Genomic DNA, 15,196 nt, shown 5'->3' with positions numbered 1-15,196 from the left:
TAGCAGTCCAAAAAACTATTTCTTGCTGTTCGAATTGGTGAAATTAAAAATAACTTCCCCGGATTTGGAATACTGATATTTGTCACGCAAATACTGAGTCAAATAATCAGATTGTTTTAATTGTTTTAAATTTTCTTTTAATTGTTTATGTTCAGCCTTGGTCTTTGCCAACTGCTGATTTACCTGATTTAATTGTGACGAAGCACTATACAACTTGGCCGCTGAAGAGAATAAGTTGTAAGAAAAGAAAATGAACAGAAACGCGCCAACACAGGCGATCAAACGACGCCGACGGGCAATTTCTTTATGATAATGTTTTTCACGAACTTTATTATAGGCCTGTGCAGAACGAATTTGGGCGGAAGTGTTCGGCTGAACCAAATGCAAATTAGGACGGTTACCTTCTTCCCTTTTTACATTTTTTTTCTGTTGTCGCGCCGTATTTGTTGCCATCACTTAAAATCAATATCTCATATGATTTGGAGGATAAAAATATCTTAATGAAATCAAAAATAAATCTTAATAAATTACCACAAAAATAAAAGATTCTTTAATTAGAAAAACAACTTCATTGTTGGCGATTTTCCGAAGAAATCAATTCATACATTTCTCCGGCATCATTCTTTTTAACAATTTCTGAAACATCGGTGACTTTAATTGTGACAATTTTCCCACCAAAACCCAAAACCAAAATATCACCAACGCCGACATTTCCAGAGGATTTTGAAATTTTTCCATTAATCGTTACCCGACCCTGGTCAGCAAATTCTTTTGCCAAGGTCCGACGTTTAATTAAACGACTGACTTTTAAATATTTATCCAAGCGCATTTTTTAGCTCCTTATAAACCAATTCAAGATATTTGGTTATTTTATCAATATAGACGAGTTTTTCATCCTCGTTTAAAATAACTGTCAATTGCAGTTTTTGATCGTCAACGGCTTTGACACGAACCTTGTATGGAAGTCCCTTTAAGGTTTTGAAGATTGTTTCCCCAGCCAGAATTTGGCTGACCCGTCTACTAAAGATAATTCTGATTTGGGAATCATCACCATGAAGATTAATGACGTTGGCTGCATCGGTTGCGTTTTTCAGGTGAGCCAAAGCGAAAAGATTATCTACCACCTCAGGAATCGGACCAAAACGGTCAATCAAATCCTGACGAACCTCGTTGAATTGTTCGTCAGTCCGCGATTTTCTGATTCGCTGGTAAAGCTCGACTTTTTGAGAAGAATCATTAACATAACTGTCCGGCAAAAGGGCCTCGATATTAAGAACAATTTCTGCATTTGTCTGCATAACTTTTTTGTCTTTTCCCTGTTTTTGAGAAACCGCCTCTTGAAGCATCTGTTGATAAAGCTCGTAACCAACCGAATCAATGAAACCGTGCTGTTGTTTCCCTAGAAGGTCACCGGCACCACGAATTGATAAATCACGCATCGCTAATTTAAAACCGGAACCGAGTTCTGTGAAATCGCGAATCGCTTCCAGACGTTTTTGAGCATCCTCAGTTGGTTGACGATCGCCTGGATAAGTAAAGTATGCATAAGCTAATCGATTAGAACGACCAATTCGGCCACGTAACTGGTAAAGTTGCGACAGGCCGAAACGTTCCGAATTTTCAACAATCAAAGTATTGGCATTGGGAATATCGACCCCCGTTTCAATAATTGTCGTTGTAACCAAAACATCGTAAATACCATTCAAAAAATCCATTAGGACATCTTCTAATTGAGTTTCGTTCATCTGCCCGTGAATATAGCCCACATTGGCGTCGGGAACAATTCTTTGAATTTCACCAACAGTCCGCTCGATATCCTGAACCCGATTATGCAAAAAGAAAGTTTGGCCACCACGAGACAATTCCTTTTCGATTGCATCGGCAATAACCGGCCAATTTTCCTCCAAAACGTAAGTCTGAATCGGAAAACGATTGGCAGGAGGCGTTTCCAAAACCGATAAATCGCGGGCTCCAACCAATGCCATATTCAAGGTTCTCGGAATCGGCGTGGCGGTTAAAGTCAAAACGTCGACATTAGCTCTTAACTGTTTGATTTTCTCTTTATGCTTAACGCCAAAACGCTGTTCCTCGTCAATAATAAGCAGGCCAAGATCGTCAAAAGCAACGTCCTTGGACAATAAACGGTGTGTGCCAATAACCATATCAAGTTGATGGGCTTTTAATTTCTTAATAACCTCTTTATTCTGTCCAGCAGTATTAAAACGCGATAACATAGCAATCTTAATTTCCGGGAAATCCGAAAATCTTTCGATTGCGGTTTGATAGTGCTGTTGGGACAAAATTGTTGTCGGTGTTAAAAACGCGACTTGTTTGTGGTCTTCAATTGCCTTAAAGGCTGCTCGAAAAGCGACTTCCGTTTTACCGAAACCAACATCGCCGACCAAAAGGCGATCCATTGGTTTCTTATTTTCCATATCTGATTTTATTTCCTTAATCGAACGAAGCTGATCGACTGTTTCCGGGTAAGCAAAGCCGTCATCAAACTCCTGCTGTCTTTGGTCATCGACTGAAAATGCGTAACCAACTTCTCCCTCGCGCTTCGAATATAAAGCGATTAATTCATCAGCAATATCCTCTACTTTAGCGGTCACTCGACGTTTTGTTTTAGCCCAATCAGTTGAGTTTAGAGAATTGACCTTCGGCCTGCCGTCAGCCGCACCAATGTATTTTTGCACCAAATTCAAATGTGTCACCGGAACAAAAATTTTCGCTTTTTGAGCATAGGCGATGGTAATGTAATCCTGTTTGCCGCCATTAGCTTCAAGCGTTGTTAGCCCCTCGTAACGGCCAATCCCGTGATTTACGTGAACAACATAATCACCTGTTTTTAATTCTGTGTAACTGGTGATTTTTTCGGCATTGGAAAAAGTTTGATGACGAGGCACCCGTTTTTTTACTTTGGCGAATAATTCCGTCTCGGTCATGACAACAATTTTCTCTTCCGGGAGTTCAAAACCGTGAGACAAACTGCCAATCTGCAATTGGGCAGTTCCGGTAAGAATATCGTCAGTGATTGCAAAATTCATTCCGAAATCATGCAAAGTTCTCTGTAAGGATAATAAACGTTCGCGATTGCTAGCTTGGAGCAAAACCGTGAAATCGCGTTTTCGATAGGACTCCAAATCGAGTTTCAAAGCCGGCATTTGGCCAAAATATTGTTGCATCTGTCGAGTAATCAATTGAGTTCGGCTGGTGAATGTAATTCCTGCCAAGCCACGTGTTAAATTGCTGAGATATATTTTTGGATTGACAAATTTCTGGATTTTTTTTGAAAGTTTTTGTTGGGATTTTTTAATTAAATTGATTCCGTCGATTTTTACTTTTAGATCAGGAAGTAGCTTAAATTCACGCAAACGATCGGTAATCCATTCGGCGTTTTTTTTCTCTTGAATATTTGTTTGATCATTGATTCGAGCAAAATCATCAATCAAAATCAAATCTTCAGACTGCAGATATTCAAATATAGAATGTTTCAAAAAAAACTCAGAAAATGGCAGGAGTTCATGACCATAAGAAAAATGCTTGGCTGCTTCCAATAAAGGATTAAAAAACTCCGTCAGTTTTTTCTTTTCGGCACCCTTCAACTTATTTAGATAATCGACAAAAGCCTGCTCAAGCTGCTTGAGGCCATCACTGAACTCGGCTCGCGGCAAAAGAAAATCAGAAACCGGCGAAACAGAAGCCTGTTTGATCTTGTTCAATGATTTTTGCGAATCAGCATCAAAAGTTCGCATCGATTCCAATTCATCATCAAAGAAATCAAGTCGAATCGGTTCATCGAAATTAATTGGATAAATATCGACAATTTCACCCCGAACCGAAAATTCGCCGGGATTGGCCACCAAGGTCTGTTTGTTATAACCCATTTCAATCAGTTTTTTTGCCAGTTGCTCTTGTGGGTAGGAATTTGCAATCTTAAAGTCCAAAACGGCCTGCTGAAAGAATTCAGGGTCTGGATAACGACGTGATAGACCAGAGAGCGGGACAACCACAATTGAATTTTCCTTGGATAATAAAGCTCGCAAGGCTAAAACACGGCTTAAATCTGCATCGCGCGATGCGACAGCCGTTTCCGTTGCCAATGATTCCTCGGACTGCATTTCAAAAACATTTTCGTCTTCAAGCAGGGCTTCCAAATCACTTGTTAACTGATCCGCCCGAAATTGGGTATCAGTCAAAAGAAGAATTTTTTTCGAATTTTTTTCTGCTTTTAAACGCACAAAAACCCCAGCGGCTAAAGCAGCCTTAGGGGTATCGTTAACTCCGCTAATCAATTGTGTTGAAGTTTGGTCTGCCTGGTTGGAAACGATCTTCTCAATTAAAGGCAAACGACTAATAAAATCTGTTAATGAGTGCATCATCAATTATTGTAGCGATTCGTGACAACATTCAAAGCTGTTCCATTAATTATATCCAGAGCTGCCGACACTCCGTTGTCAATTTCAGGTTGGACTAATTCTAATTGCAAAGGGCTAAAATCCCCAAGTACATGTTTGATGACGGCTTGTGGATTATGAGCCGGGCGACCGGTCCCGATGCGAATTCGAAGAAATTCCTGGCTGGCAATTTGTGAAACAATCGATTTTAATCCGTTATGGCCACCAGAAGCACCACTTTTTTTAATTCGAAGTTGTCCATAATCACGATCAATATCATCAACAAAGACAATCAAATCATTTACATCCCCACCAAAATAATTCAAAACAGCTTTTACCGCAATACCGGAATCATTCATCATAGTTGTCGGTTTAACAAGATAAACCTTCTCTTCCTCAACATGTGTAGAAGCGACAAAAGCATGCAGATTTTGCTTGAGAGAAAAATTAGCCTGCAAACGTGCCGCCAACTCATCAACTGCCATAAAACCAACATTATGTCGATTATGAGCATACTTCGCGCCAATATTTCCTAATCCAACTACTATTTTCTTCATATGCTCCCTTTTAATTATTAATCGAGTGAAATATTTGCTCTTTTTAAAATTTCCTGAAAACTGTCAGGATAAAAATTACCATTTTCGTAAATTGTCTTTAATAAATTATTGCCTTCAGCATCAATAGCGACAGTCTTAATCCGACGATTAGAATCGCGAATTACTTTAAAACGTCCCGACTTGGAGTTTTTTGTCGGATCCTGTTTGGGATGCTTTTGGATAAGAAAACCATGGCCATCGCCAAGCTCGCCATAGGATGCTTTGATTGCAAAACGTTCCGTATCGCGGTCAAAACCCTCCTGTAACAAACCGCCGCCTGAACCAACGATTAAGTTGTCAGCCGACCATCCCTGATGAAGAATATGGCGGTATAGTTCGATAATTGTTTGTCGGTTCATACCGTCTCCCTGAATAATTCCAACATTATGGTTAATTACTTTGTAGCCTTTATCGTTAACATCGGTACCGAAAATATCGGCAAGAATATCAAGTACTTGCAGATCTATTTCCTGAGGTTCGCCGGAGTCCGGTCGCAAAACTATTCTTCCGCTGCGTCTAATAATCCGATTCTTAATTTCTTTAGAACCGATCACATTGCGAACGAAATTAATCGAATCGTAAGAATCAATCACGATTGAAATAATATCGTTATCGCCTGCCCGATCCAGCTGGCTGTTTACGTAATCAATTTCGCCACGATCAGGTCCATAGGAAGTCGCCACAGAATGTTCGGTTGCCCAAACCGACAAAGCACGGCCTTTAAGGCCATATACATCAGCGATAACCTTATCGGCAGCTAAATTATCGGAACCGCGAAAATGGAGTAAATGTGCCGCCCCGCCGCGTTGTGCCGATTGTAAACTAGAGGCTCCGCGCAAACCGAAATCATTTACTGCCAAATCAAGGCCAGTCACGCTTCCGGATTTTTCAAATAAAGGCAGCAAAGCTTTTTTGATATACATAGAATTAGTCGAAATCGTTGTTGGATACCAGACCTGCATCAGGACCGACTCTAAAGCATTTAAAGTTGTTGCAAACCAGGGCTCGGTCGATTCAAGCGTTAATAAAGGTGTCGAGATCGGAACTTCAATACCCTCGGGCAATTCCATAATATTAATTGGCAGGTAACCCAAATCGCGAACTCGTTCCCAAACTTCTCGATTGAAAAAATTATGATTACCAAAGGTCAAAAAACTGAATTCCTCGGCTTCGTCAATCATCTCATTGGTAACCTTCCCTAATAAATGATCGGCAATGATCATTTGAAGGCCGAACCAGGAAACAGTATTAAACCGGCTGCCCGTTCGTGCCTCAGCGTAAGAATACAGTTTTGTCAGACCCTTTGGATACTGTAAATGATGCGTCAATTTGTAAGCATCGGTATCGAGGAGCAAATTTTCCTTCATAGCTAGAGTCTATCAATTTATTCAAATAGTTGAAAGTTTATTTCAATAAAAACAGACGCGGTTATTCGAGATCCCCGCGCCTGTTTTATAATTGGCAATTTTTAATAAAACATTAATTTACCAAGGATGTTTCAACCAATCTGTTTCGTCTGATCGTCATACCAATCAACATTAGAGCAAGACTGACAAGGCCAAAAATCAATAATAAGATCAGATCGAAAGCAGGGTTTCCATTTAAAGAAATAGTCTTTCTTAAAGCCTCGACCGTATATGTCATTGGCAGATAAGGATGAATTGCTTCAAAGAAAGCATTGGAGAGCTGAATCGGATATGTCCCAGCCGATCCGGAAAGTTGGAGGACTAACAAGACTAAAGCAACTGCCGAGCCTACATGGCCAAAGAACAAATTCATCATTAAAACAAAGAGCATATAGGCCAAGGCAGAAATAATCGCAACCAAGAAAGTCATTCCTATCTGATTCGGTTTTAAACCATCAAAAATAATTAAACCGCCAATCACAATTAATCCCTGAGCCACTGCAATTGTGACGAAAACAGCGGCTTTTTGGAAAAACCATTCGCGAACCGTACGTGGTTTATATTCGACTTCGTTTAAGTTATAGAAAATACCGGTTGCTAAGGCCCCGACGAATAAACCAACGGCAATCATGTAAGGAGATAAACCGGTTCCCATGTTCGGAACTTTATGCGTATCCGAATCCTTGGCCTTCAAAGGTTTGGACAGATGCTTGACATTAACTTGTTTAGTGGAAATTGTCGCCAGTTTCTTTGTACCGTTACGCAGCTGGTAAGTCAATTTCTGGCTACCGCTTTGAGCGGTCTGCGTACTTGAAGCCAGCGTCTTCAAGCCGCTTGTCAAATTGTTTGAACCACTTGAAAGTTTATCAACGCCAGACTGTAGTGTATTGAAACCAGAATATAATTGGCTGGCTCCATTGGCGAGTTTATTACTTGCAGGAACAGCCTGGGTTTTTATTCCAATGGAAATTGTAGAAAGACTACTCTCAAGGTTCTCAATTGCCGACACTGCTCCGGAAGTGGCTGTCGGTCCCTGTGTACCTAATTTTTTTAGTTCAGGCAATTTATTTTCAAGTTCTTTTAGCAAAGGCAGCATCTGCTGCAAAGTATTTAACTGCGTCGCGACAGTTTGTAAAGAACTACCAGCTGAACTTGTACTGTTGCCGATTGAACTCAATTGGTTGCCGGCACTGGAAAGAGAGGGACCAACCGCTTTGATATTGTTTCCTGCAGAGGTCAGAGAAGAATCAATATCTTCCAAATCTTTTTTAAGCTCAGAAGCCAATTGAGGATTCGTTTCTGCTATCTTGGGAATTAGTTCAGCTATTTTTGCCGCAGAGGTCCCAGCCGTTTGAATATCGCTTCCAGCCGAAGTGGCCGAAGCTCCAGCTGCTTGAATCGAGGCAGCGGCCGATTTTGTTGCTGTACCGGTAGTTGTCAGACTGCTTTTGATATGATTCATACTGTTTTCGATTTTTTGTTCATCGGGAGATTGTGGCAGAGTTGTTGGCAATGATGATAATTGTTTAAGTCCGGCAGTTAATTGATTTAATCCGCTAGTTAATTGATCAATTTGTGATTTGCTGGCAGCTTGTTTGCTGTCAATCGACTCTGCGACAGCTGCCAAACTGCTCGAAAGCTCCGAATTACCCGATGCTAGTTGTGAAGCGCCCGAACTCATGGTTGGCAAATTGTTGGAAGCTTGATTCAATCCGTTTGTAATTGTTTGGCTTCCATTCGTTGCAGTCGTTGTCCCTGAATAAAGTTGACCAAGACCATTCGATAAAGTCTGACCGCCATTGGCTGCCTTATTCATGCCGTTTTTGCTTTTCTTCAAACCGGAAAGAAGCTGCTTGGAATAAGTTTTTTGAATTTGGCTTTCAACCGTTGCTGTAATTTCATGCGAAGCCGATTCCGTCATTTTATCAGCGATAAAGTTTAGACCAGAATTATGTACATATTTAATTGAGATAGCTTGCGGATTTTTGCTTAGAACGGTCGTCGAACTGGCGGAAAAGTTTTTCGGGATTGTGATCAACATATAATATTTTCCGTCTGATAAACGTTTATTCGCCTGTTTTTCATTTGCAGAGCGAAAATCAAGTTCGCTGTTTTTCAACAATTGTTTCTTAATCTTGCTGCCGAGATTGATTTTCTTGCCTTGGTAGCTTGCTCCTTTATCGTTATTAACAACTGCAACCGGCAAGTTACCGGCTTTCCCATAAGCGTTCCACATTGAAGACAAGAAAATAACGGCATACAAAGCCGGCACAAACATAATTCCGATTAACAAAAATGCCAAACCTTTATTTCTAAATACTCGTTTCCACTCTTTCATTCAAAAATTCCTTTCCCTAATAAAAACAAAATTATTCGGAATGAACAATCATTCCTAATGAAACAAAAAAACTAATCTGTGCTGATTGCCCTCCAAGTTGCTTCTTCCAAAGCCTTTGCAAGTGCCTGAGATGCTTGGCGATTATCATTATTAAAACGCTTTGAGATTGGAATTAGCGGTCCATAGACTAGGCTGGCAACAAATTTGGGATCCAATTTGATTAATTCACCCTTATCGGCTCCCTGTTCAACCATTTCAGCAATATAATCCCACATTCGAGAAAAACTTTTTCGACTTCGATCATTTAAATAAGTCGCTTCGTCATTTAAATTAATAAAAAGAAAAGCTTCAACATTATTCATAACATAGTTCCAAGCGTTATTAAATAAGTGATGAAAACGGGTCCTTGTATCCATCTGTCCATGTAAACCGACCTGAAGATGTTCTGTAAAATCATCAAGAACTCTTACAAATAGTTCGTTCACCAAATCTTCTTTGGAAATAAAATAACGATAAATAGTGCCCGCACCAACGTTAGCAACGCGAGCTATTTCCGGAATCGTTGTTCCATCAAAACTACGATGGGAAAAAAGTTGTAAAGCTGCTTTGAGAATTGCATCTTTTTTACTGATATTTTTAATTGTCTCAGGCATAATTTATTTACCTCTCGGAATGATTATTCATTCCGTATAGATTTAAATAATAACACCTGTAATACAGATGTCAAATGTTATTGTTTATCCGTTTTTCATAAGCAACCTCAGCAGTCAGATAAATCGGAAGATTTCTTTTAACAGCTTTCCCGGTTGCTTGGTCGACTACCAAACCTTCACCGCCGTGCAAAACAACCGAAGCCAATGACAAGTGATACTCTCTAACCGCTAAAATCGCATCACTTAAACCAACTTTTGTGATCAAGCCGATTGGCCGAGCAGATATTTCATTTATTCCACCATAAATAACCAATCCATTAGGAGCGTACTTTATATCAAAATAAGGCAAAAGGGTCCCGGGGTAATTTGCTTCGATTGAACTATGTTCGGCCAAATAATCTTTAATTTTAAAATGCGACATCTGTCCATAATTGCTGGAAACCAATTTCGCTTCTTTCAACTGTTGAAAAAGACGATCCAGATTCTGACGCTGCTCATAATCCGCAAAAATAGTAGTGTCCAAAACCCGGTCACGGGAATACAGACCATTGGCGGGAACAGTCTTCAAAGCTTCCTCTTCTTCTTTTGCGCCACCTAAAATTTTGTCGATAAAAGGTGAAATATCCCACTTAACAACTTTGTCGGTAAAGTAATAAATAATATTTAAAATCGAAAAATAAAACAAGATCAAAAAGGCTAATAAAATGAGCCAGCCCCAGAGTTGTTTATTAATTACAAGACGAACGCCGACATAAAGAAGATAGAAATTTGCGATAAAACCGACTATCGAATAAATTCGGCCGCGGGCTTGATTGCGTACACTGAAAAAACCAAGCCACTGATTAATGATCGTTAGTAAACTTAATCCTCCCATTATTGGCCTCCTGTCGTATTGGTACCGGTAGTATTCGTATTGTTTGTATTTGTATTCGTATTAGTATTAGTGTTCGTATTAGTGTCAGCGGCACTGGAAGAAGTGCTCGAACTCGAAACAGAAGAAGTGCTTGTCGAACTTGCCGCCGACGAAGATGTCGAAGAGTCGGGATCGTTCGAACTTGTTGGCGAAGATTGAGAAGGACCTGATTGATCGGAATTCGAATCGGAACTGGATTGATCAGAATTAGAGCTTGAATCGGAACTGGAGGATTTTTTCGACTTTGAATCCGAAGACATCGAAACAGAACTTGAAGAAGAACTATAACTTGAACTATATTTAGCATCCGGCGCGCCTTCCGAGGTATGCGTCGTTGCATTTGTCACAACATTGACCGCTCCCAAAGCAATTACAATTGAAACAATCGCGGGCGGTGTTAAAAAAGGTGGAACTCGTTTAGCCATTAATTAAAGTATAAGTCCCAAGCAATTAAACATAAATTAAGTTAAATAAATTCTAATCAATCAGCCACTCGAAAGTATTCCTAACTTTTGTCGTATCGGGCTTCACTGCCAACTTAAAAGAAAAATCCCTCCCCGAAAGGCGAGATAATCTGGAGAATATTTTAACAGGAACCGGAAAAATTAATCGAGTTTGAGTTGTCTGGGAAAGTCCTTTGGAATCGCAGTCGTAATAGTATGGCTTTGCCGTGACTCTGAAAAAAGTTCTGGAATTTCGATCGTTGCCGAATGCAGCAGCAATCTGCTATAAGCCAATCCATTATAAAGATGGTCCCCAACAATCGGATGGCCAATCGCAGCAAAATGAACACGAATTTGATGAGTTCGACCGGTCTCCAAGCTAACCCGCACAAGTGTGTTTTGATAAACAGTATGAATTTTAGTCCAATGAGTAACTGCTTTTTGACCTGCTTGGTCGACAATTCTCTTATAAGGATTAATCGGATCAACCGCGATTGCTTGATCAATGCTTCCTTTTTTATTTTCCAGATTCCCGGAGACCCAAGCCAAATAAGTTCGTTTAATTCTTTTTTTAGCAAGCAGTTGATCCAAAATGCCCACTGCCAGTGGATTCTTAGCTATAATCACAACTCCAGAAGTATCTCGATCAATTCGATGCACCATAAAAGCATGCGCCGGGCAGGATCGAGATAGGTGCCCTTTTAACTGAGCTTCAACATAATTTAAAAGTGTATCCGTTTCATTCGGCGAATGCGGATGCATTTTCATACCGGCCGGTTTGTCGACAAGCAAATAGTCTTCTTTTTCGGATAATATTCGTAACCGCCGATCGTTGTTCGGGAGATAGTTCTGCCCTTTGGAAAAATCAGATGTTTCCAGAGAAAAAGATAATTTGTCTCCCGGTGAAACAAGTTCTGAAGTCGGAATATTTCGTCCATTAAGAAGCAGACGTTTTTTTTGCCGTAAAAGACCACGAATCGACCGTGGAAATAGCAAACCGGTTAGTAATTCCTTGACACTTTTACTGACAAAATTGTTCGGGATTATAAAACTATATTGGTAGAATGGCATTATGTTAAAATTTTAGCGCTTGAATAATTTTTACGTTGGGATGGAAATGAATAATAATAAGCATTGGAAAATAATTGATGTTATCTTGGCCGCGTTGATCGGCGTAATTTTTGGAGTTCTATATTTTGGATTTGGATTGTCGTGGAACGCTTTTGTCAGCTTGTTTACTCCGTTGGCGAGCTTTTTATCTGGACATTCTTTGGCAAGTTCTCTTTCGGCTTCTCTGATCGCGGCTCAAGTCACAACTGCTGCGACAACCGGTTTGTTCATGATGGCCGGACCGATTGCAGCTTTAATTTTAAAAAAACCGGGTTCCGCCTTTCTATCTAATTTAATCGCTTCGGTTGTTGAAATGGTTATCGGTTCCGCTTGGGGAGTTTTGGATATAATCTGGGGAATTGTACAGGGGGCTGGAATCGAAGCTGGGTTTGCATTAACTTTGTATAAAAAGCCAAGATTAGGTCTTTGGCTATCAATTGTAACCGGCAGCATTGTAAGTTTCGTTTATCATTATTTCGAAAAATCTTATTATAAATTCGATTTTGCTTATGTGATGATTCTTTTCTTGATTTGGTTTCTGTCGATTCTTATTTTTGCGGGATTAATGGATTTGATCATTTTCAAGGTTTTGAAAAAAGCCAAGTTGGTTAAATGATCATATGCTAAAATCAATGAAGAGCTGAATACTTCTATCTGGGGTGCCTTTACTTTTAAGGCTGAGATTTACCCATCGAACCTGTAGGTTAATACCTGCGTAGGGAGATAGCGAAAAGAGTCGTTATCTTTCGGCTCTTTTTATTATTTCTGTATTCGGAATTAGGAGGAATTCGTTATATGGCAGCGAGAACGACAACAAATGTTTGGAAGATTAAAGATGTCATCATGGTCGGACTAATCGGCGTAATTTTTGGAGCCTTGTTTTTCGCTTTCGGACTTCCTTGGAATGCTTTTGTTTCAATGAGCGGACCAATCATCAGTTTTCTGGCTTCCCATTCGATTACGGCAGCGGTTGGCGCTTCACAAATTTCCCAGCAGGTAGCTACCGCCGCAACAATTGGTTTATGGGTCATGGCCGGACCGATTGCAGCTTTAATTATTAAGAAACCGGGTTCAGCGCTGCTCGGAGAATTATTGGCAGCGATTATCGAAATGGCTATCGGTTCCGCTTGGGGAGTCTCAGATCTAATTTGGGGAATTATGCAGGGAGCCGGTACAGAAATTGGTTTTGCTCTAACTGGTTATAAAAAGCCAATGCTCGGACTTTGGTTTTCAACAATTACCTCAACGATTATTTCCTTTGGCTATAATTACTTCAACGCTTCTTACAATAAATTCCCTGTTAATTTCACTTTAGCTCTCCTTGTAATTTGGTTTGTATCAATTTTTATTTTTTCAGGAATTATCATCTTTATTATTTACAAAATCCTCCAAAAGGCAAAGCTAGCAAAATAATTGGCAGTCATAGAATTTCACAATCAAGACATAAACGTTGAAAAAAAAATAATTCTCAAAAAAGTCAATCTATCAATCGATGCCGGGGAATTTATTTTGCTTTCTGGCGTTTCCGGTTCGGGGAAAACGACTTTTATAAATAAAATCGTTGATGAATACCAACAGACAGCTGCTCGTGTTTTTCAAAACCCCGATCAACAATTCACAATGGAAACGCCTTTGCTGGAATTAGTCTTCTTGTTGGAAAACCTTCGCTTTCCCAGTCAAAAAATTGGACAAAAAATCGACGAAATTTTAAGGGAATTTCATTTATTAGATAAAAAGAACCAGTTCGTTTACACACTTTCAGGTGGCGAACAACAGCGTTTGGCTTTGGCCGAGGCTGCTAATTTGAAATCCGATTTAGTGATTTTAGACGAACCATTTGCAAGTGTCGATCGAAAAAATATCGCATTTCTGTTGGACAAAGTCAAAGACCTGAAAAAAGCTGGCAAAACAATTATTGTTGCCGATCACAATCCCTTGATTTATCAAGGACTAGCTAATCGAATTTTTTTGTTCGAAAATCAAAAAGTAAAAATTTTAGAAAAAAATAATTTTGATGATTTTTACCAAGGTTTTCGATATAGAAATAATTTTCATCTAAAACAAGCTCACGGGAATCCAAGAATAAAAATTCAAAATTTGTCAGTAGGTTTCTCCAATCGACTTTTGTTGGATAACTTAAAAACAGAAATTTTGAATCAAGAAAATGTTTTAATTTCCGGAGAAAATGGTTCAGGTAAATCAACCCTGCTTAAATCGATTGCCGGATTGCAAAAATATGAAGGAAAAATTAAAACATACGGTCGTCTTTCCTTGGCTTTTCAAAATTCCAGCGATAGTTTTTTAAAAACCACTGTTGATGAAGAAATTCAATTAAGCAAAAAAAAAGCCTTTAACCATTATTTAGACGATCAACAACAGATTGAGAGATGGTTAAAAAAACTTTCATTAGACAAACTGCTGGAATCATCTGTTTATACTCTTTCAGGCGGCGAACAAAAAAAATTACAAATTCTGCTATTAGTGATTCAGGCTCCAGAAATCGTTTTGCTTGACGAACCTTTTTCCGGTCTTGATAAAAAATCTGTCTTGAACTTAATTAGTCTTTTACAAGAATCGAGATCAACCAAAATATTTATTAGTCACCAACTATTTGGATTGGATAAAATCATCAGTTCCGCTTATTTAATCAAGAACAAAAAACTTATTAAAATGGAAAATATCTCATGAAACCAGCTTTAAAATTTATTTTAGTTTTCTTTATCGGTCTTGAATTAGCCTTCATTCGTTCACTTTGGCTGAATATTTTTACAATCATTGGAGCGATGATTTATTTATTATTCAAACGCGTTTCAATCAAAAAATTTATTTGGATTGGTTTGATTGGTTTCGTTCCATTTGTAGGCAGCTGGTTTATGTACTTTAATTTGAGCATCGATCATTCAGCTCCTTTTGCCTGGATTATGGCTTTGCGCGTTTATGCCTATATGTTTCTCGGTGGAGTCGTCGTTTACAGTCAGACAACAACTCAATTGATGCGCAGTTTTGAACAAGACCTTCATATGAATCCTACTTTTGTCTATGGCATCTTGGGTGCATTGAATTTTTTGCCAAAAATGAATCGACAAATAAAAATTATTAGGGCTTCCGGAAAAATGCGTGGCGTTCGCTTAACGATCTTTTCTCCACAATTATATGTAAAAGCAATTTATAATTCTTTTGTCTGGTCAAACAATTTGAGTCAGGCAATGTATGCACACGGTTTTTTAGAAGATGCAAAAAGGACCCATTATCAACAGAAGCCATTAACTTGTAAAGAGATTCTTGAATTTTTATTCATGATAATTTTAAGTATTATTGCCTCACTGATAAAATAAGAATG

Annotated in this window: 14 protein-coding genes and 1 riboswitch; of the genes, 4 read left to right on the top strand and 10 right to left on the bottom strand. The window is 39.1% G+C overall.

Going from position 1 to position 15,196, the window contains the following annotated elements; translation table 11 throughout:
- Positions 1-15 precede the first annotated feature (15 nt).
- From J3U91_RS00790 to J3U91_RS00745, 10 genes are all read right to left on the bottom strand, one after another.
- Positions 16-453, bottom strand: coding sequence for an FtsB family cell division protein (locus J3U91_RS00790; RefSeq protein ID WP_002818097.1), 438 nt, complete (start codon positions 451-453; stop codon positions 16-18).
- A 115-nt stretch (positions 454-568) separates the two neighbouring features.
- Complete coding sequence (locus tag J3U91_RS00785; RefSeq protein WP_002817443.1) at positions 569-829, bottom strand: RNA-binding S4 domain-containing protein; 261 nt, start codon at positions 827-829, stop codon at positions 569-571.
- On the bottom strand, positions 816-4,382 hold the full coding sequence (gene mfd, locus J3U91_RS00780; RefSeq protein WP_002818096.1) for a transcription-repair coupling factor: 3,567 nt from the start codon (positions 4,380-4,382) through the stop codon (positions 816-818). The genes J3U91_RS00785 and mfd overlap by 14 nt, the downstream gene beginning before the upstream one ends.
- Positions 4,382-4,954, bottom strand: a complete 573-nt coding sequence (pth, locus tag J3U91_RS00775; RefSeq protein ID WP_002818095.1) for an aminoacyl-tRNA hydrolase — start codon at positions 4,952-4,954, stop codon at positions 4,382-4,384. The genes mfd and pth overlap by 1 nt, the downstream gene beginning before the upstream one ends.
- Before the next feature lie 17 nt (positions 4,955-4,971).
- Entirely contained in the window at positions 4,972-6,360 is a 1,389-nt protein-coding gene (locus tag J3U91_RS00770) for a nicotinate phosphoribosyltransferase (protein ID WP_002818094.1), read from the bottom strand.
- 112 nt (positions 6,361-6,472) lie between these two features.
- Positions 6,473-8,737, bottom strand: coding sequence for a YhgE/Pip domain-containing protein (locus J3U91_RS00765; protein ID WP_002818093.1), 2,265 nt, complete (start codon positions 8,735-8,737; stop codon positions 6,473-6,475).
- Positions 8,738-8,808: 71 nt separating this feature from the next.
- On the bottom strand, positions 8,809-9,390 hold the full coding sequence (locus tag J3U91_RS00760; RefSeq protein WP_002817439.1) for a TetR/AcrR family transcriptional regulator: 582 nt from the start codon (positions 9,388-9,390) through the stop codon (positions 8,809-8,811).
- Positions 9,391-9,460: 70 nt separating this feature from the next.
- Entirely contained in the window at positions 9,461-10,264 is an 804-nt protein-coding gene (locus J3U91_RS00755) for a DUF6681 family protein (protein WP_002818092.1), read from the bottom strand.
- Positions 10,264-10,728, bottom strand: a complete 465-nt coding sequence (locus J3U91_RS00750; protein WP_002818091.1) for a hypothetical protein — start codon at positions 10,726-10,728, stop codon at positions 10,264-10,266. Before J3U91_RS00750 ends, J3U91_RS00755 begins: the two co-directional genes overlap by 1 nt.
- A 180-nt stretch (positions 10,729-10,908) precedes the next feature.
- Positions 10,909-11,817, bottom strand: coding sequence for an RluA family pseudouridine synthase (locus J3U91_RS00745; protein ID WP_002818090.1), 909 nt, complete (start codon positions 11,815-11,817; stop codon positions 10,909-10,911).
- A 46-nt stretch (positions 11,818-11,863) separates the two neighbouring features.
- Here J3U91_RS00745 and J3U91_RS00740 point away from each other — a divergent pair, with 46 nt between their 5' ends.
- The 4 genes from J3U91_RS00740 (at position 11,864) to J3U91_RS00725 (ending at position 15,191) form a co-directional block, all read left to right on the top strand.
- A complete protein-coding gene (locus J3U91_RS00740; protein WP_002818089.1) occupies positions 11,864-12,472 on the top strand; it encodes an ECF transporter S component in 609 nt (202 codons plus the stop codon).
- 29 nt (positions 12,473-12,501) lie between these two features.
- Positions 12,502-12,595: riboswitch (TPP riboswitch) on the top strand.
- A 56-nt stretch (positions 12,596-12,651) separates the two neighbouring features.
- On the top strand, positions 12,652-13,269 hold the full coding sequence (locus tag J3U91_RS00735) for an ECF transporter S component (RefSeq protein ID WP_002818088.1): 618 nt from the start codon (positions 12,652-12,654) through the stop codon (positions 13,267-13,269).
- Positions 13,270-14,544 carry an ATP-binding cassette domain-containing protein gene (locus J3U91_RS00730; RefSeq protein ID WP_002818087.1) on the top strand — a complete coding sequence of 425 codons (1,275 nt, stop codon included), beginning with the start codon at positions 13,270-13,272 and terminating at the stop codon, positions 14,542-14,544.
- Complete coding sequence (locus J3U91_RS00725) at positions 14,541-15,191, top strand: energy-coupling factor transporter transmembrane component T family protein (protein ID WP_002818086.1); 651 nt, start codon at positions 14,541-14,543, stop codon at positions 15,189-15,191. Before J3U91_RS00730 ends, J3U91_RS00725 begins: the two co-directional genes overlap by 4 nt.
- Positions 15,192-15,196 lie beyond the last annotated feature (5 nt).

Origin of the sequence: Oenococcus oeni (assembly GCF_020510245.1) — a bacterium.
Lineage (GTDB): Bacteria > Bacillota > Bacilli > Lactobacillales > Lactobacillaceae > Oenococcus > Oenococcus oeni.
This window is presented reverse-complemented; position numbering and strand designations above follow the sequence as displayed.